11 protein-coding genes, 5 tRNA genes and 2 rRNA genes are annotated in these 19,835 nt (G+C 39.2%); 13 read left to right on the top strand and 5 right to left on the bottom strand.

From position 1 onward, the window contains the following. Window positions 1-5 precede the first annotated feature (5 nt). Complete coding sequence (locus tag DYE19_RS05000) at window positions 6-1,913, bottom strand: FTR1 family iron permease (RefSeq protein ID WP_115322830.1); 1,908 nt, start codon at window positions 1,911-1,913, stop codon at window positions 6-8. Between the two features lie 272 nt (window positions 1,914-2,185). Between DYE19_RS05000 and pepE the strand changes: the two genes are divergently transcribed. Continuing rightward, a complete protein-coding gene (gene pepE, locus DYE19_RS04995) occupies window positions 2,186-2,890 on the top strand; it encodes a dipeptidase PepE (RefSeq protein ID WP_115322829.1) in 705 nt (234 codons plus the stop codon). Between the two features lie 104 nt (window positions 2,891-2,994). Continuing rightward, window positions 2,995-3,885 carry a Dyp-type peroxidase gene (locus DYE19_RS04990; RefSeq protein WP_115322828.1) on the top strand — a complete coding sequence of 297 codons (891 nt, stop codon included), beginning with the start codon at window positions 2,995-2,997 and terminating at the stop codon, window positions 3,883-3,885. Window positions 3,886-3,948: 63 nt separating this feature from the next. Here the strand turns inward: DYE19_RS04990 and mrcB are convergent, their stop codons facing one another. Genes mrcB through erpA form a run of 3 tightly spaced genes read right to left on the bottom strand, consistent with a single transcriptional unit; the run spans window position 3,949 to window position 7,006 of the window. Beyond that, window positions 3,949-6,279, bottom strand: coding sequence for a penicillin-binding protein 1B (gene mrcB / locus DYE19_RS04985; RefSeq protein ID WP_115322827.1), 2,331 nt, complete (start codon window positions 6,277-6,279; stop codon window positions 3,949-3,951). A gap of 27 nt (window positions 6,280-6,306) precedes the next feature. After that, a complete protein-coding gene (locus DYE19_RS04980) occupies window positions 6,307-6,663 on the bottom strand; it encodes a YacL family protein (RefSeq protein ID WP_115322826.1) in 357 nt (118 codons plus the stop codon). Between the two features lies 1 nt (window position 6,664). Beyond that, a complete protein-coding gene (gene erpA, locus DYE19_RS04975; protein WP_115322825.1) occupies window positions 6,665-7,006 on the bottom strand; it encodes an iron-sulfur cluster insertion protein ErpA in 342 nt (113 codons plus the stop codon). Between the two features lie 140 nt (window positions 7,007-7,146). Between erpA and map the strand changes: the two genes are divergently transcribed. Further along, entirely contained in the window at window positions 7,147-7,950 is an 804-nt protein-coding gene (gene map, locus DYE19_RS04970; RefSeq protein ID WP_049215029.1) for a type I methionyl aminopeptidase, read from the top strand. Between the two features lie 61 nt (window positions 7,951-8,011). Further along, window positions 8,012-10,600, top strand: a complete 2,589-nt coding sequence (gene glnD / locus DYE19_RS04965) for a bifunctional uridylyltransferase/uridylyl-removing protein GlnD (RefSeq protein WP_115323579.1) — start codon at window positions 8,012-8,014, stop codon at window positions 10,598-10,600. Window positions 10,601-10,683: 83 nt separating this feature from the next. On the opposite strand, the gene hemL is transcribed toward glnD, so the two are convergent. Then, entirely contained in the window at window positions 10,684-11,973 is a 1,290-nt protein-coding gene (hemL, locus tag DYE19_RS04960; protein ID WP_115322824.1) for a glutamate-1-semialdehyde 2,1-aminomutase, read from the bottom strand. Window positions 11,974-12,103: 130 nt separating this feature from the next. Between hemL and wecA the strand changes: the two genes are divergently transcribed. From wecA to DYE19_RS04915, 9 genes are all read left to right on the top strand, one after another. Continuing rightward, on the top strand, window positions 12,104-13,180 hold the full coding sequence (gene wecA / locus DYE19_RS04955; protein ID WP_160531943.1) for a UDP-N-acetylglucosamine--undecaprenyl-phosphate N-acetylglucosaminephosphotransferase: 1,077 nt from the start codon (window positions 12,104-12,106) through the stop codon (window positions 13,178-13,180). After that, window positions 13,180-14,013: an LPS O-antigen chain length determinant protein WzzB gene (locus DYE19_RS04950; RefSeq protein WP_115322823.1), complete on the top strand. Its 834-nt coding sequence runs from the start codon at window positions 13,180-13,182 to the stop codon at window positions 14,011-14,013. The genes wecA and DYE19_RS04950 overlap by 1 nt, the downstream gene beginning before the upstream one ends. 143 nt (window positions 14,014-14,156) lie before the next feature. Further along, window positions 14,157-14,233: transfer RNA gene (locus tag DYE19_RS04945), tRNA-Arg, on the top strand. Window positions 14,234-14,265: 32 nt separating this feature from the next. Beyond that, window positions 14,266-14,341: transfer RNA gene (locus DYE19_RS04940), tRNA-His, on the top strand. A 13-nt stretch (window positions 14,342-14,354) separates the two neighbouring features. Further along, window positions 14,355-14,431 (top strand) — tRNA-Pro (locus DYE19_RS04935). A gap of 194 nt (window positions 14,432-14,625) precedes the next feature. After that, a 16S ribosomal RNA gene (locus DYE19_RS04930) occupies window positions 14,626-16,167 on the top strand. A gap of 81 nt (window positions 16,168-16,248) precedes the next feature. Then, a tRNA-Ile gene (locus tag DYE19_RS04925) sits at window positions 16,249-16,325 on the top strand. Window positions 16,326-16,381: 56 nt separating this feature from the next. Beyond that, window positions 16,382-16,457, top strand: a tRNA-Ala gene (locus tag DYE19_RS04920). Window positions 16,458-16,842: 385 nt separating this feature from the next. Beyond that, window positions 16,843-19,740, top strand: a 23S ribosomal RNA gene (locus tag DYE19_RS04915). Together the 16S and 23S rRNA genes with 5 tRNA genes alongside form the textbook arrangement of a ribosomal RNA operon. Window positions 19,741-19,835 lie beyond the last annotated feature (95 nt).

The raw sequence follows: 19,835 nt of genomic DNA, 5'->3' as shown, positions 1-19,835 counted from the left end.
TAATATTAAATAGCTTTATTACTTTGATACTTCATATAGAACAAAGCAAAAATTGCTGCAAAAATTAGAACAACTTGTGGTAGTAATGTTTCAACATAAGGATAAATACCTAACCAACTAATTTCAGGGATACCTGTAATGAGGGTGGGTTCAAATAATTTACCTTCAATTAACTCAAGAACACTTTTTCCTGCAAAAACAAATGCCATGAGATACATAAATATGCCAGTGAACATAAAGAATGGTTTTAATGGCAATTTCACGACGGTATAGCGCATGATGAAGTAGCAAATTGCCAGAATAATAATGCCAACAAAAAAGCCCGCCAAAAGATAGAAATAACTCACAGCAGTTGTGGCATCACCAGCTAAAGCATAATAAAACAGGACAGTTTCGGCACCTTCACGATAGACCGCTAAAAAGCTAGTTAGCCATAAACCAACTAATGATCCTGTAGTTAGGGCAGTAGATAATTTACCTTCTAAATAACGTTTCCAATTTTGTGCCTCAACCTTAGAAAGTAACCAATAACTCATCATGAATAACATGACTACCGCGATCATCATAGTGAAGCCTTCTAATAGCTCTCGGCTAGCACCCGCATTTGAAAAGACTAACTGGAATATTGCTGCAGTAATTAAGCTACCTATTAATGCGATATATACAGATTGGCGAATCACAGGGAGTTTGTCTTGATGATTATTTTTGATCAAATAAGTGATAATTGCAGCTACAATGAGTAATGCTTCTAGACCTTCACGTAAAATAATCAGTAAGCTATAAAGGAACATCGACCAATGGCTTTGGTTTTCACCTTGTAGCATATCTACTGCATTATTCAGGTCTTGTGCTAAACCTGTAGCCTGTTCTTGTAATTGATTTATGCTGGCATTCGCTTTAATTAAGCTGACTAAGCGAGTGAAATAGCCTTCAAGCTTAGCTTTAAATTGGCTATCACGCGAGCCAATTTTATTTTCCATACCACTACTTTCAAACACATCAAAGTAAGTATCTTGTACTGTAAGCATTGCTTTTTTACTATCACCTTGTTGATATAATGTAATAGCTTGTTGGATACCTTGATTGATTTCAGTCGTGATCTTATTCCAATCTTGATTTAGTGTATCATCAGTGAGTTGCACTGCTGATGATTGTGCAACTTGATGCTCACGTGTGGTTGGTAAATCAGGTAATTGCTCTTCAATATCTTGCAGTAATACTGTGATTTGGTAGCCTAGATGATTTATTTGATCAGGTTTATCACTCAAACGGATCAAATCATAAAACTGTTGGTTAATTCCTGCAGAAATTGCGGCTGAACGGTTTTGACGAATTGACATTTCCATTTCTGAGTTTTTAAAACCATCATATTGTGCTTGCTGGACGAGTTTTTTAGCTTGAGTAAAATCACTATTTTCATAAGCTGTAATAGCTTGTGCTAATAAATCATCAATGATTTTAAAACTTTGTTGCCAATGTTGTGCAATGTGTTGATTAGTATAAACATCATGTTGTCCAGAAGCATTGAGTTGATGTCCTTCTGTCAGAGCTGGCAAGACAGCGTGCAGCTCCGCTTTTAATCCATCAATTTTATTTTGTATTTCCGTAAGTGGTTTTTGTTCACCAATCATTTTACGAATCTCGCCAAAAGTGGCTTCCATTTGATAGCTTTTTTGTGCGGAGAAATTAATTCGGATTGGACCTTCTAGATTTTCAAAAACTTCAAAATACGCCATCTGTACTTCAGTACGCGCATCATCAATATTGTTTTGCTGGTATAACAATGCAGTTTTATCTAGGCGACTTTCAATATCTTGTACCCATTGTGCATAATTATCTTTGGCTTGTGCAGTAGAAAAGAGAAAAACTATAACAGTGAAAAAAATATATCGTATCCAGTGAAAACGGCTCATATAACTAACCTAAATGATAGTGATTATTATCTTCGTTAATGCAATTATGCGCTTATGAGTTTTTTTCGCAACAAAAATAAACAGAACATATTGAAAATGTGATTGAAAGCACAAGTTTTATCAGAGTTCTTAAATTTGACTTAACGGAAATTTAACATCACAACAGGATTGTGTGATTTCGCTCACGAAATACATAACTTTATTTTTATCTTTCTTGAGAGGCATTGCATAATGAGAGCATTAATTAAGTGTAAAATACAGCGAGGCTTATGATGAAAAAAATGTTATTAATGAGTGGTTCTAAATACCAACAAACCGATTATTTAGTCCATACGATCCCGTGGTTAAAACAATTTTTAGCTGATTATCAGGGGAAAACAGTCGCTTTCATTCCTTATGCAGGTGTACGTCAATCTTATGATGAATATGAAGCAAAAGTACAAAAAGCACTAGCTGAACTTCAAGTGAATATCGTTTCTGTTCATCGCACAGCAAAACATGTAGATATGATTGAGCAAGCTGATGTGATTGCAATTGGTGGTGGGAATACGTTTTGTTTGTTAAAAGGGATGTATGAGCATAACTTGATTGAAGCAATCCGTGCTAAAGTTGAATCGGGCACGCCTTATTTTGGTTGGAGTGCGGGAGCAAATGTTGCTGGTTGTTCTATTATGACAACTAATGATATGCCAATTACTTATCCTCCATCATTCGATGCCTTAAATTTATTTCCACATCAAATAAATCCACATTTTATTTCTGGTAAGCCACAAGGACATAATGGTGAGAGTCGAGAGGAAAGGCTAGCTGAATTTCTGATCGTTAATCCTAATTCAAAAGTATATGCCTTACCAGAAGGCACGGCATTATCTATTGAGGGTGATTCTGCAACTGTTTTAGGAAACCATGATATCTTATTATTTAGTGAAAATATGCAATTAGAAATGATTTCAACTGGTTCAGCTGTCCACTATTAGTTTAATCTAAGCGGTTATGATCTTTTATCTAACTTTATTTGTTGAAAAACGCATAACCGCTTATAATTTGAGTCACTTTTTAGATTTGATAGAGAGAGAATAACATGACAGCGCAAAGTGGTATATTATTAGAACATTGTAAAGCAGCAATTTATTTAGAGGCAAATATTACAAACTTAGCTGCAATTCCAGAGGCAAGTCGTCAGTTTTGTGAAAAGTTAGCCCAATTACAACAACAATTTCCAGATACTAGATTGGGTGCAGTTGTCGCATTTGGTGATAAAGTTTGGAAACAATTAGCAGGCGAAAAGAGTGCGCAAGAATTAAAGCCTTTTATGACTTTAGGTAAAGGCGATGCTTCTGCACCTGCGACACAATATGATCTATTAGTTCACATTCAATCATTACGTCCAGATGTTAACTTTTCTGTTGCACAAGCAGCTATGGCAGCGTTTGCAAATGCAATTGATGTTCAACAGGAGATTCATGGTTTCCGCTGGATTGAAGAGCGTGATTTTACAGGATTTGTTGATGGTACTGAAAACCCACAGGATGCTAAGCGTGCTGAAGTGGCATTAATTGCACAAGGCGATGATATTGATGGCAGTTATGTATTTACACAACGCTATGAACACAATTTAACTAAATGGGAAAAGCTAACGACAGCAAAACAGGAAACTGTTATTGGTCGTACAAAGCCTGATAGTGTTGAATTAGATAACAAATTAGATACATCTCATGTAGGACGTACAGATTTAAAAGAGAATGGTGTTGGGTTAAAGATTTTACGTCAGAGCTTACCTTATGGTACAGCGAGTGGTAAGCATGGTTTATTCTTTATTGCTTATTGTGCAACTTTATATAATATTGAACAGCAGTTGTTGAATATGTTTGGTGAAAAAGACGGTAAAACCGATCGCTTGTTAGGCTTTACTAAAGCCGTGACAGGTAGTTACTATTTTGCTCCATCTTTGGATAAACTGAAAAACTTGTAAGTCATTTATTGTGCAATATGAAGCGCGGTTGAAATTTTCAGAATTTTAACCGCACTTTGTGTATTAATTTGCCGTTGCTTCTTCTACTGGAGCAGGTAGGTTTGGCGATTGGTATTCTGGACCTAATACATCCCAAATATTTTGTTTATATGGTATAGATTCAGTCGTTTGACAGAAAGATTGCTCTTTATTTCTCCACACAGGAATTTTACGTGTACTTGTACAGTCCCAAGCACCGTGTTCATTAATACCTATCCACTCTATTGTAGCTAATGAGGCTAAATTCAGAGGACGTGTAGTATTACGCTGTAAGTAGTCTCTATATACTTGTAATGCTCCAGAAGCGCCTGTCAATTTTGTTTCAGCGTTATCATCTCGCCCTAACCAAACTGTGGCAATATGTGTGCCATCAATCCCAACAAACCATGTATCACGTGCGTCATTTGTCGTACCTGTTTTTCCTGCTAAGTGTAAATGGGCAAACTGCGTTTGCAAGCTACGTGCAGTGCCTCGCTCAACGGTTTGTTGCATAGCATACAGTGTCTGGTAAGCTGCTTCTGCTGGCACGACAGGTTCTGGTTCTAAACGACGTTGATATAATAAATTACCTTGTTGATCAGTGACACTGTCAATCGTCACTAATGGAATTTTTTGACCTTGGTTTGCAATGACTTGATATAAATGAGTAACTTCATAAGGTGAAATAGCATAAGCACCTAATAAAGTTGATGGTACTTTTGGAATTTTTACTTTATCCCACCCCATTTTTTGCTGTGTTTCAATGACATTAGTTAAACCAACTTGCATACCGATATTCACAGTTGGAATATTTAATGAGCGAGCTAAGGCATCCATAAACATCACTGGACCACTGTATTTGCGATCGTAATTACGTGGTTGCCAAGGTGGGCTACCTTTAATATTAATTGTGATTGGCTGGTTTTGAATAGGAGTATTTAAGCGAAAATGCTCGGGTTGGGCAAGTGCAGCTAAATAGATAGAAGGCTTCACTAAGGAGCCGATTTGTCTCTTGGCACTTAATGCACGGTTAAACCCCGCATATTGTGTTTGTAAACCACCTACTAATGCACGTACTTCACCTAAACGATAGTCAGCAATAACCATAGCTGCTTGTAAATGAGGATTTTTATGCTTAGCTTGCAAAGTCGATGTCGCATTGACAACAGCATTTTCGGCATGAGTTTGTTGTTTGATATCTAACGTCGAAAAAATACGTGCGCCTAATAAATTACTAGCCTTATTTTCACCTAATTGTTCACGTAGTTCGGCTTGTAGTGTTTGAATGAATGCTGGATATTTACGTGTTATTTGCCCACGTTCTTGTACGCCTAATGGTCGTTGAATTAACATTTGGTACAGTTCGTTGCCGATCACTTTATGATCTCGTAACAACGCTAACACAACATTACGGCGTTCTATCGCATTCTTAGGATTACGCCAAGGATTGTATAAAGATGGGCCTTTTACCATCCCAACTAATAACGCAATCTGATCAAGGCTAATTTCACGTGTCGATCGTCCAAAATAAAAATAGCTAGCTAATTCAAAACCATGAATTTGTATATCACCACTTTGTCCTAAATAAATCTCATTCAGATAAGTTTCTAAAATACGATTTTTATCATAACGCCAATCCAAAATGACCGCCATTAAAGCCTCATTTAGTTTGCGGGTTAATGTTCGTTCATTCGTCAAAAAAAGATTTTTGACTAGTTGCTGAGTCAAGGTGCTGCCACCTTGAACGGTATGTCCTGCTTGGATATTGGTTATTGTTGCACGTGCAATGCCAAGTAAACTGATACCTTCGTGCTGGTAAAATCGACGATCTTCAGTTAATAACAGAGCATCAATGAGCAAACGTGGATAATTTTGTAAGGTAATTGCAAGACGTTCTTCTTTGTCTGATTGTAGCATTGCAATTAATTTAGGTGCGAGGCGAAATTCTGGAATAGTATGTTGGTTAATTAAATCTTCAATAACATTTAAGTGCTCATTTTGAAAGCGTAGACGAAAAACACGCTGTGCTTCAGGCTGTACAGGAAAAGGAAATGCTCGGCGTAATAACACGATAGTATTGTCTTCAACTTTGAAATCACCAGGTGCTGCAATCAGCTTAGTCTGGCGGTATTCGTTATCAAGTAATAATTGTTTTACTTGTTCGAATGTTAGGTGATCTTCAAGGCGGATACTCTCAATGCGACTATATACTTCAGCTGGGAGGCGCCAAATTTGCCCATTCATTTTAGTTCTTATTTGCCAATCTAAATACACCGCATAGAAAGTTAATAGACAGGTCAAAGTGAAGGCGAGTTTAATGAATAATATGAACCAAGATTTTTTTCGTGTCGATTTGGCTTTTTTTACTTTTGACATAGGGCATTCTCGAATGAGGTCGAAGAATTATGGTTGAGTAAAATCTAAATAAGCTTGTAATAAATGAATAAAATCATCCGTTCCACAAAAAGCGATGCTTTCTTCATCATAATAATGAAAGTCATCTTCAAGTGGTTGATCATTTTCAATCATCAAATTATTCGCAAGAACCATGATTTCCTCTTGATTAACAAAAAGCGTATATTCGTGACCAATTAAAGTAAATTCCTCTTGTGCTTTAAGTAGTTGGAGTCGATGAAGTAGGTCTTGAATTTTATTAGAATCTGACCGCACTTCACTATTAAACCAATTAGCTATCGCCTCGTGTTCCATAGAACATTTCACGATAATTGAGCCTAACTGAGAAGTAAATTGAAAATCCATATTAGATACTGAATGATGAACCACAGCCACAAGTTGTTGAAGCATTAGGATTATTAACGATAAAACGAGAGCCCTCTAAACCCTCTGTATAATCGACTGTTCCGCCGATAAGATATTGTAGGCTCATTGGATCAATAACTAATTGTACACCTGATTTCTCAATAGTGAGATCTCCGTCATTAACTTTTTCATCAAATGTGAAGCCATACTGGAAGCCACTACAACCACCGCCTGTGATATAAACACGTAATTTTAAGTTCGGATTTTCTTCTTCACTAATGAGTGTTTTTACTTTATTTGCAGCCGCATCGGTAAAGGTTAATGGCACAGAAATATCTGTCATAATTTATCTCGCTATAATTTCAACTGAATTTGTGTATTATCTAATAACCGACTAATCCGTTCAAGAATTTATCAAGGATTTTTAAGGAATATAATGTTATAATTCTTGTACAAGTCAGTTTTATGGAGAGAAATTTTAATATGGCAATTCCATTAAGAACAGAAGAAGAAATTGTGAAATTGCGCGAAGCTTGTAAATTAGCTTCAGATGTATTAGTGATGATTGAACCTTATGTCAAAGAAGGTGTAAGCACTGGAGAATTAGACCGTATTTGCCATTCATATATGGTTGAGCAGCAAAAAACTATTCCAGCTTGTCTTGGTTACCATGGCTTTCCTAAAGCGACTTGTATTTCTATTAATGAAGTCGTCTGTCATGGGATTCCGCGCGATGATAAAATTTTAAAGCACGGTGATATTGTCAATATTGATGTGACTGTGATCAAAGATGGATATTTTGGCGATAACTCCAAAATGTATATTGTGGGTGAAACCAATGTACGTAGTCAGAAACTTTGTGAAGCAGCACAAGAAGCTTTATATGTTGGCTTGAGAACTGTTAAGCCAGGTATTCGTTTAAATGAGATTGGTCGTGCTGTACAAAAATATACTGAAAGCCAAGGATTTAGTGTGGTACGAGAATATTGTGGACATGGTATTGGATCTGAGTTTCATTGTGAGCCACAAGTTTTACATTATTATGCAGATGATGGTGGTGTTATATTACAACCGGGTATGGTGTTTACTATTGAGCCAATGATCAATGCTGGTAAAAAAGAAGTTCGTTTAATGGGAGATGGCTGGACTGTGAAAACCAAAGACCGTAGTCATTCAGCACAGTATGAACATCAACTTGTTGTGACTGAAACTGGTTGTGAAGTGATGACAATTCGTGATGAAGAAATCGCGACAGGACGTATTGAACGTATTATGGTGAATTTGTAATAATCTCTTAGATAATATGGCTGAATTTTCAGCCATTTTTTATATTAATATTGAGGCAAGTATGCTTTTTTCATATTCCCCAGTGATAGAGTTGCAAGCAAGTGCGGTTAAAATTCAGAAGGAAAATTTAAAACAATTTGAGCAACAACATTTTGCCCGTTTTTCAGTATATGAGCTCATTGCGAATCGCACCCTGTTTTGTGACCAGCTTTTGTGTGACCTTTGGCAACGATTTCAATTAGCGGATAACTCACAGTTAACGCTTATTGCGGTTGGGGGATATGGTCGTCAAGAAATGTTTCCGCTATCAGATTTAGATTTTTTAATTTTAGCTGAACAAGCGCTTGATCAGAAAACAAGTCATCAAATTAGTCAATTTGTTCAATTTTTATGGGATAGTGGCTTTGATGTGGGACATGCAGTGCGTACTTTATCTGAATGCAACATTGAAGGACAACAAGACATCACTATTGCAACCAATTTATTAGAAGCTCGTTATTTAATTGGTAATAAAACGCAATTTAAGCAATTAATGAATCTTGTACAACAAGCTGATTTTTGGCCATGCGATATTTTCTTTTATGCCAAAACAGAAGAACGTACTTTACGCTATCAACGTTATAATAATACCAGTTACAACCTTGAACCAGATATTAAACATAGTCCAGGTGGATTACGTGACTTACATTTATTGTATTGGATAGCATTACGCCATACTGGTGCTAAAAATTTAGATGATATTTTAAAATCAGGCTTTATTTATCCTGAAGAATATGGGTTGTTACAAGAAAGTCAGCAGTTTTTATTCCAAGTACGTTTTGCGTTACATTTAATGTTAAAACGCTATGACAATCGCCTTTTGTTTGAGAGGCAAATCCGAGTTGCCGAATTATTGGGATTTGATGCTTCATCAAATCATGGTGTAGAGAAGATGATGAAAGCATTTTTTCAAGCACTACAAACAATTTCTTTATTAAGTGATTTGTTAGTTAAACATTATCATGAACATTTTTTACAAACTGACGATACTGTTCAAATACAAATCTTAGATAGTTATTTTCAACGCGTAAATAATGCAATTTGCTTAAGACAGCCTCAGATTTTTATACAACAACCTGAAATAATTCTCGATCTTTTTTTTCATTTAACCCAATATCATCAAGCTGAAATACATTCTTCAACATTGCGTCAGCTACACCTTTCACTTAAGCAATTAGATAGATGCCTGAGTGATTATCCGATTGCACGAGAAAAATTCTTACGTTTATTTAATCAACCTAAAGCTATTGAGCGAGCTTTCGTACCTATGCACAAATATGGAGTATTAAATGCTTATTTACCACAATGGCATCATATAGCAGGGTTAATGCAATTTGATTTATTTCATTGTTATACTGTTGATGAACATACGTTACGCACTTTATTGAAGTTAGAGCATTTTTTAGATCCCGAAAGTCAGCAAATACATCCTGTGTGCAGTCAAATATTTCCACGATTAAACGACCGCACTTTAGTATATATTGCTGCATTATTTCATGATATTGCAAAAGGGAGGGGAGGGGAACATGCTGAATTAGGGGCTATTGATGTTGCAGAATTTGCTCAGTTACATGGTTTTGATCAGCGTGAGATTCAGACATTAGTATGGTTAGTAAAAGAACATTTATTAATGTCCGTGACGGCACAAAGACGTGATATTCATGATCCAGAAGTGGTATTAAATTTTGCAGAAACAGTACAAAACCAAGTCCGTTTAGATTATTTGACTTGTTTAACTGTTGCTGATATTTGTGCAACGAATGAAACATTATGGAATAGCTGGAAACGTACATTAATTGCTACTTTATACCAGTTTACCCGTCAACAATTTGATCAAGGTATGGATTGTTTACTTGATCATCAGCAAAAAATTGATACACATCGTCAGCAAGCATTAGCATTGTTAGCTCAGAATACGGAAATTAACGAACAACAAATCATAGCAATCTGGCAAAGATGTCCAGATGAATATTTTTTGCGTAATACACCAAAACAAATTGCATGGCATACACAATTATTATGTGAGTCAAATCAAGAATTATTAGTGAAAATTAGTAATCGATTTTCAGAGGGTGGAACAGAGGTTTTTGTGTATTGTAAAGATCAACCTAATTTATTTAATAACGTCGTGACCACAATTGGAGCAAAAAAATTTAGTATTCATGATGCACAAATTATAACGAGTCATGATGGATATGTCTTTGATAGTTTTATTGTGACCGAATTAGATGGTCAATTAGTAAAATTTGAGCGTCGTCGTAGTTTAGAAAAAGCACTTACTAAAGCACTTAGCACAACTCAGCCGATAAAAAATACAGTATTGCCTAATCCTAAATTAGCTCATTTTAACGTAAAAACAGAGATCCGTTTTTTAAAAGAAAACCGTCCAGAACAGACTGAAATGGAATTATTTGCGCTAGATCAAACGGGTTTATTAGCTAAAGTGAGCCAAGTATTTAGTGAGTTAAAATTGAATTTGCTGAATGCAAAAATTACCACAATTGGTGAAAGAGCTGAAGATTTCTTTATTTTGACTAATCATCAGAATAAGGCGCTTACTGCAACTGAAAGAGCAAAATTGAAAGATCGACTTTATCAAGTCTTGCACTAAAAAGTCAGTAAAGCCACTGAAAAAATGACCGCACTTTAGATTTGCTTTACAAAAGTGCGGTCTGTTTTTGTCATATTTTGTGATTAATTACCCGCTAAAGCGGCGAACGCAATATCAGCAGCTTGTAAAGTACGTTCAATATCTTGCTCTGAATGGGCTAAAGACATAAAGCCCGCTTCAAAGGCAGAAGGTGCAAGGTAGATACCTTCTGCTAACATATTATGGAAAAAACTATTAAATTTTTGTATGTCAGATGTCATGACATCCTGATAAGAAGATACCTCTTCTTGGTCTGTGAAAAATAAACCGAACATACCGCCTACGTAATTAACGACAAAAGGTACTTGATGTTTCTTTGCTAATGTTTTTAGACCTAAAGCTAATTTTTCAGTCTGTACTGTAAGCTGTTGTTCATTACCTGGTTGTTTGAGTTCATTTAAACAAGCTAATCCAGCTGCCATGGCAATTGGGTTACCAGATAATGTCCCTGCTTGGTAAACTGGACCTGTTGGTGCAATATATTCCATAATTTCTTTTTTACCACCAAATGCGCCAACTGGCATACCACCTCCAATGACTTTGCCAAGGCAAGTCAAATCGGGTTTTACATTGTAATAAGACTGTGCTCCGCCTAAAGCAACACGGAAGCCTGTCATAACTTCATCAATAATAAATACCGCATTATATTGATCACAAAGTTCTCGTAGACCTTGTAAAAAATGTGGTTTAGGTAGAACACAATTCATATTGCCAGCAACAGGTTCAACGATGATACAAGCAATTTCATTCGGAAATTGTATAAATGCTTGTTTGACAGATTCAAGATCATTATATTGGCAGGTCAAGGTGTGTTTAGCAAAATCAGCTGGAACACCTGGAGAGTTTGGCTGTCCTAACGTGAGCGCCCCCGATCCTGCTTTTACTAATAATGAATCAGCATGCCCGTGGTAACAACCTTCAAATTTAATGATTTTATCTCGCTTAGTATAACCTCGAGCAAGCCGAATGGCAGACATCGTTGCCTCAGTCCCTGAGCTGACCATACGAACCATTTCCATAGATGGAATAAGAGAGCAAACCAATTCAGCAAGTTCGATCTCTAATAGTGTCGGTGCACCAAAGCTTAAACCATTTTCTGCAGTTTTTATTACAGCATTTAAAATAGTGGGATGATTATGCCCCAGAATCATAGGTCCCCACGAACCGACATAATCAATATATTGTTTTCCCTCTGTGTCAAAAATATAAGCACCTTGTGCTTTTTCAATGAAAATAGGAGTACCACCAACGCCCTTAAAGGCTCTTACTGGTGAGTTTACGCCACCAGGAATAGTGTGTTGTGCACGTTGAAATAAAGATGCAGAGGTTGTCATAATAAAATCCTAAGTTATAAATCAAATTATTTTTATTTTACTGTAAAAAGTAGTAAATAGATAAAAATATTTATGGAAGAAAAAAGGTTTATGGTATTCTTCGCCCATAAAACTTCAAAGGAAATTTCTAATGTTGTTGAGTCTATTTGTTACTTTTTTAGGGGCTTTTTTAACATTGCTTATCATGCGCCCTATTGCTAATAAATTTGGTTTAGTCGATAAACCAAATTACCGTAAAAAACATCAAGGTGCTATCCCTCTCATAGGTGGCATTTCGTTGTTTGTCGGAAATTTTTGTTTCTATTTATTAGAATGGGAGCAAATGCGGTTGCCTACGCTTTATCTATTTAGTATTTTTATTTTATTAGTTATAGGCATTATTGACGATCGTTTTGATATTAGTCCATTTTTACGTGCAGGAGTCCAAGCAATATTAGCGGTGTTGATGATTGATCTTGGTAATCTGTATTTAGATCATTTAGGGCAGATTATAGGACCATTTCAATTAACACTTGGCTCAATAGGTCTAATTATTACAGTATTAGCAACCATTGCTGCAATTAATGCCTTTAATATGATTGATGGTATTGATGGGTTATTGGGTGGTTTATCTAGTGTAGCATTTGCTTCAATAGGTATTTTGTTGGTTATGGATAACCAACTTGATCTCGCTTATTGGAGCTTTGCACTAATTATTGCTATTTTACCTTATTTTATGATGAACCTCGGTATTCCATTAGGTGCCAAATTTAAAGTATTCATGGGGGATGCTGGAAGTACTCTTATTGGTTTTACAATTATTTGGATTTTGTTATTAAGTACACAAGGTAAAGGACATCCTATGAATCCTGTTACCGCTCTTTGGATTATCGCTATTCCATTAATTGATATGGTCGCCATTATGTATCGTCGATTACGTAAGGGTAAAAGTCCATTTCGCCCAGATCGACTACATATACATCATCTTATGATGCGAGCAGGTTTGACTTCTAGACAAGCATTTCTACTTATTACGTTTGCTGCACTAATTTGTGCTGTGATAGGAATTCTTGGGGAAATTTTCTATATTAATGAATGGCTCATGTTTGGTGGCTTCATCCTTTTATTTTTTATGTATTCTTACTCAATTACTCGTGCATGGCGTATTACACGTTGGATCCGTCGAATGAAAAGAAGAGCAAAACGTATTCAAACAAGGAGCAAATAATGACTCAAACAGAAAATTTTGAAAAAACAGACCGCACTTTATTAAAAAACATCTTTTCTATGATCAGTATCAGTATTATTGGAGCTGTTATTGCTTATGGGAGTAGTTTTTCTGTGAATAAGTCTTGGATTGCAGAGGCAAAAGTAGAAAGACCAAATGTTGTTTCATTAGGTAACTATTACTCACTTTCCTCTACTTATCAATTTATTCAAGAACAAGATAATAACAACATAGATGAGACAGATATTGTTTATCATGAATTTAGAAGACAGTTAAATTCAGACAATCTAATTCGTCATTTTTGGCAGACTAGTGAATATTATAAACAAAAACAAACAGGTGAATCCCATATTGATCTTGCCTTATTAGAAAAGTTAATAAAGAATATAAAATTTCAGATGGGGCATTCTAATGAACTTGCTGATACAATCACTCTTGAGCTTGAAAATCCAAAACTGGCTACAGAATTACTGAGTGCATTTATTGATTATGTTAATCAGGAAACTCGTCAAGTTATCTATAGTAATTTAATCACAAAATGGAAAGTGGTATTTGAACGTGTTAAGAATGCGACAGAATTTAACTTGGGGAAAAATACATCAAATGTAGTTGATTTTAAGCAAGATTGGCAAGGACAGTTACAAATGATGAGAGCCGTCAGCCCACTAGATGAGCAGTTTACGGCGTATCGTTATGCTAAACGACCTACTCAGCCGCTCGAGCCTGCTTCACCTAATCGTTTATGTTGGGGGATATCAGGGGCAACTATAGGGTTTTTAGTTGCATTGTTATTTTTAGTTGTATTTAATTCGCGTAATAAAATAATCAAATAACTTCAAATTCATAAGAAATAGGCGTATATTTAAAAATTCCTATCCAAATTGAACAAAAAACTATCTAATGAGTTTTTTTTTCAAAAAAGTACTAGACAAGTGTTTTGTAACTCATTAATATACGCCCCGCAACGACGCGATGAGCGCTCGTAGCTCAGTTGGATAGAGCGTTGGCCTCCGGAGCCAAAGGTCGCAGGTTCAAATCCTGTCGAGCGTGCCAGAGGTTTAATGCAATAAAAACTAAAGTTGATGGTGGCTATAGCTCAGTTGGTAGAGCCCCGGATTGTGATTCCGGTTGTCGTGGGTTCAAGTCCCATTAGCCACCCCAAATTATTTAGTGTCGGCGAGTAGCGCAGCTTGGTAGCGCAACTGGTTTGGGACCAGTGGGTCGTAGGTTCAAATCCTATCTCGCCGACCAGTTTTGTTCTTTAACAATTTATCAGACAATCTGTGTGGGCACTTGTTGATTGATTTCATTTTGAAAAAAATTTTAATTATTGAAGTCTTAATAGGTGCTTATAACTGAAAATTCATACTGATTTAATATTAAGAGCTTAATATTAAATAGAAGTGTAAACTTTAGCTAAGCAGTTTATTGAGCGATTGAACTTTGAATTGAAGAGTTTGATCATGGCTCAGATTGAACGCTGGCGGCAGGCTTAACACATGCAAGTCGAACGGTAGCAGGAAGAAAGCTTGCTTTTTTTGCTGACGAGTGGCGGACGGGTGAGTAATGCTTGGGAATCTGGCTTATGGAGGGGGATAACTGTGGGAAACTGCAGCTAATACCGCGTATAATCGAGAGATGAAAGGGTGGGACCGTAAGGCCACTTGCCATAAGATGAGCCCAAGTGGGATTAGGTAGTTGGTGGGGTAAAGGCCTACCAAGCCTGCGATCTCTAGCTGGTCTGAGAGGATGGCCAGCCACACTGGGACTGAGACACGGCCCAGACTCCTACGGGAGGCAGCAGTGGGGAATATTGCGCAATGGGGGGAACCCTGACGCAGCCATGCCGCGTGAATGAAGAAGGCCTTCGGGTTGTAAAGTTCTTTCGGTGATGAGGAAGGGGTATTATTGAATAGATAATATCATTGACGTTAATTACAGAAGAAGCACCGGCTAACTCCGTGCCAGCAGCCGCGGTAATACGGAGGGTGCGAGCGTTAATCGGAATAACTGGGCGTAAAGGGCACGCAGGCGGACTTTTAAGTGAGATGTGAAATCCCCGAGCTTAACTTGGGAACTGCATTTCAGACTGGGAGTCTAGAGTACTTTAGGGAGGGGTAGAATTCCACGTGTAGCGGTGAAATGCGTAGAGATGTGGAGGAATACCGAAGGCGAAGGCAGCCCCTTGGGAATGTACTGACGCTCATGTGCGAAAGCGTGGGGAGCAAACAGGATTAGATACCCTGGTAGTCCACGCTGTAAACGCTGTCGATTTGGGGATTGGACTTTATGTTTGGTGCCCGAAGCTAACGTGATAAATCGACCGCCTGGGGAGTACGGCCGCAAGGTTAAAACTCAAATGAATTGACGGGGGCCCGCACAAGCGGTGGAGCATGTGGTTTAATTCGATGCAACGCGAAGAACCTTACCTACTCTTGACATCCTAAGAAGAGCTCAGAGATGAGCTTGTGCCTTCGGGAACTTAGAGACAGGTGCTGCATGGCTGTCGTCAGCTCGTGTTGTGAAATGTTGGGTTAAGTCCCGCAACGAGCGCAACCCTTATCCTTTGTTGCCAGCGATTTGGTCGGGAACTCAAAGGAGACTGCCAGTGACAAACTGGAGGAAGGTGGGGATGACGTCAAGTCATCATGGCCCTTACGAGTAGGGCTACACACGTGCTACAATGGTGCATACAGAGGGCGGCGAGACGGCGACGTTGAGCGAATCTCAGAAAGTGCATCTAAGTCCGGATTGGAGTCTGCAACTCGACTCCATGAAGTCGGAATCGCTAGTAATCGCAAATCAGAATGTTGCGGTGAATACGTTCCCGGGCCTTGTACACACCGCCCGTCACACCATGGGAGTGGGTTGTACCAGAAGTGGATAGCTTAACGGAAACGAGGGCGTTCACCACGGTATGATTCATGACTGGGGTGAAGTCGTAACAAGGTAACCGTAGGGGAACCTGCGGTTGGATCACCTCCTTACCTAAAATGGGACGACAGCAAGTGTTCACACAGATTGTTTGATGAATTGTGTAAATTAGAGAAGTAACCTAAAATCCTGTTGGGTCTGTAGCTCAGGTGGTTAGAGCGCACCCCTGATAAGGGTGAGGTCGGTGGTTCAAGTCCACTCAGACCCACCACTCAATGATGAGTGATAAGCAAATGGGATTCTAGTTGATAGTATTATGATGTAAATGGGGATATAGCTCAGCTGGGAGAGCGCCTGCCTTGCACGCAGGAGGTCAGCGGTTCGATCCCGCTTATCTCCACCAAAAATCATCATTGCTAAATATTTTTGGTTAAGTTTTATTAAGCTTTCAAATAATTAATAACTTAATTATTTGATAAGTTGTTAGTTACTTAATCAATTAAAATATTTAGCAATGATGATAGTAAAACAACTGATATAAAGATGATGTAATGAGTTTTATATTAGGTTGTTTATTTTTGTCTATTAGTTCTTTAAAAAATTGGAAACAAGCTGAAAAACTGAAGAGACTTTCAAGTTTATTGCTTTGTATTTAGAAGTAAGTAATGTAAATATAAAGTGATGAATAACATGAAGTCTGAGTAGAAAAAATCTTGACTGAGAAAAGGCAGTCAAGTGTTTAGTAGTTAATAGCAACATTAAGTATAGAAAAGTACTTGAGGTTGTATAGTTAAGTGACTAAGCGTACACGGTGGATGCCTAGGCAATCAGAGGCGAAGAAGGACGTGCTAATCTGCGAAAAGCTTGGATGAGTTGATAAGAAGCGTTTAATCCAAGATGTCCGAATGGGGAAACCCAGTAGATGAAGAATCTACTATCATTATCTGAATAAATAGGATAATGAGGCGAACCGGGAGAACTGAAACATCTAAGTACCCCGAGGAAAAGAAATCAACCGAGATTCTGTAAGTAGCGGCGAGCGAAAGCGGAGGAGCCAGTAAGTGATAACAACAGAGACAGAGGAATTGGCTGGGAAGCCAAATCACAGAGGGTGATAATCCCGTACTCGAAGTCCAGGTTGTGGTACTAAGTTTACGATAAGTAAGGCGGGACACGAGAAATCCTGTTTGAAGATGGGGGGACCATCCTCCAAGGCTAAATACTCCTGATTGACCGATAGTGAACCAGTACTGTGAAGGAAAGGCGAAAAGAACCCCTGTGAGGGGAGTGAAATAGAACCTGAAACCGTGTACGTACAAGCAGTGGGAGCCCGAAAGGGTGACTGCGTACCTTTTGTATAATGGGTCAGCGACTTATATTTTGTAGCGAGGTTAACTGAATAAGGGAGCCGAAGGGAAACCGAGTCTTAACTGGGCGTTTTAGTTGCAAGGTATAGACCCGAAACCCGGTGATCTAGCCATGGGCAGGTTGAAGGTTGGGTAACACTAACTGGAGGACCGAACCGACTAATGTTGAAAAATTAGCGGATGACTTGTGGCTGGGGGTGAAAGGCCAATCAAACCGGGAGATAGCTGGTTCTCCCCGAAATCTATTTAGGTAGAGCCTTGAGCGGACACCTTCGGGGGTAGAGCACTGTTTCGGCTAGGGGTCCATCCCGGATTACCAACCCGATGCAAACTGCGAATACCGAAGAGTGATACTCAGGAGACACACGGCGGGTGCTAACGTTCGTCGTGGAGAGGGAAACAACCCAGACCGCCAGCTAAGGTCCCAAAGTCTATATTAAGTGGGAAACGAAGTGGGAAGGCTTAGACAGCTAGGATGTTGGCTTAGAAGCAGCCATCATTTAAAGAAAGCGTAATAGCTCACTAGTCGAGTCGGCCTGCGCGGAAGATGTAACGGGGCTAAATATAGCACCGAAGCTGCGGCATCAGAATTTTATTCTGTTGGGTAGGGGAGCGTTGTGTAAGCGGATGAAGGTGAATCGAGAGGTTTGCTGGACGTATCACAAGTGCGAATGCTGACATAAGTAACGATAAAACGAGTGAAAAACTCGTTCGCCGGAAGACCAAGGGTTCCTGTCCAACGTTAATCGGGGCAGGGTGAGTCGGCCCCTAAGGCGAGGCTGAAAAGCGTAGTCGATGGGAAACGGGTTAATATTCCCGTACTTGGATAAACTGCGATGTGGGGACGGAGAAGGTTAGGTTATCGACCTGTTGGATGGTCGTTTAAGGTGGTAGGTGGAGAGATTAGGCAAATCCGGTCTCTTATACAACACTGAGAGCTGATGACGAGGTGCTACGGCACTGAAGTAACTGATACCACACTTCCAGGAAAAGCCACTAAGCTTCAGGTTTATCTAAACCGTACTGAAAACCGACACAGGTGGTCAGGTAGAGAATACTCAGGCGCTTGAGAGAACTCGGGTGAAGGAACTAGGCAAAATAGCACCGTAACTTCGGGAGAAGGTGCGCCGGCGTAGATTGTAAATCCTCGCGATTGAAGGTTGAACCGGTCGAAGATACCAGCTGGCTGCAACTGTTTATTAAAAACACAGCACTCTGCAAACACGAAAGTGGACGTATAGGGTGTGATGCCTGCCCGGTGCTGGAAGGTTAATTGATGGTGTTATCGAAAGAGAAGCTCCTGATCGAAGCCCCAGTAAACGGCGGCCGTAACTATAACGGTCCTAAGGTAGCGAAATTCCTTGTCGGGTAAGTTCCGACCTGCACGAATGGCATAATGATGGCCAGGCTGTCTCCACCCGAGACTCAGTGAAATTGAAATCGCCGTGAAGATGCGGTGTACCCGCGGCTAGACGGAAAGACCCCGTGAACCTTTACTATAGCTTGACACTGAACATTGAATTTTGATGTGTAGGATAGGTGGGAGCCTTTGAAGATGACACGCCAGTGTTGTTGGAGGCGTCCTTGAAATACCACCCTTTAACGTTTGATGTTCTAACGAAGTGCCTGAAACGGGTACTCGGACAGTGTCTGGTGGGTAGTTTGACTGGGGCGGTCTCCTCCCAAAGCGTAACGGAGGAGCACGAAGGTTTGCTAATGACGGTCGGACATCGTCAGGTTAGTGCAATGGTATAAGCAAGCTTAACTGCGAGACAGACAAGTCGAGCAGGTGCGAAAGCAGGTCATAGTGATCCGGTGGTTCTGAATGGAAGGGCCATCGCTCAACGGATAAAAGGTACTCCGGGGATAACAGGCTGATACCGCCCAAGAGTTCATATCGACGGCGGTGTTTGGCACCTCGATGTCGGCTCATCACATCCTGGGGCTGAAGTAGGTCCCAAGGGTATGGCTGTTCGCCATTTAAAGTGGTACGCGAGCTGGGTTTAGAACGTCGTGAGACAGTTCGGTCCCTATCTGCCGTGGGCGTTGGATGATTGAAAGGGGCTGCTCCTAGTACGAGAGGACCGGAGTGGACGCATCACTGGTGTTCCAGTTGTCTCGCCAGAGGCATTGCTGGGTAGCTAAATGCGGAAGAGATAAGTGCTGAAAGCATCTAAGCACGAAACTTGCCTTAAGATGAGTCATCCCTGACTTAGAGTCAGTAAGGGTTGTTGTAGACTACGACGTAGATAGGTCTGGTGTGTAAGCGTTGCGAGACGTTGAGCTAACAGATACTAATTGCCCGAGAGGCTTAACTATACAACGCTCAAGTATTTTTAATACAAGACGACATGTTTCTGACTGTAGGGGTTGGAGAGAAAGGATAGTAGTTCAGCTTGTTGACAATTGAGAAT

The sequence above is a fragment of the Pasteurella canis genome (assembly GCF_900454865.1).
Taxonomy (GTDB): domain Bacteria; phylum Pseudomonadota; class Gammaproteobacteria; order Enterobacterales; family Pasteurellaceae; genus Pasteurella; species Pasteurella canis.
Note: the sequence above shows the minus strand (reverse complement) of the source record. Positions and strands in the feature narration are given on the sequence as shown.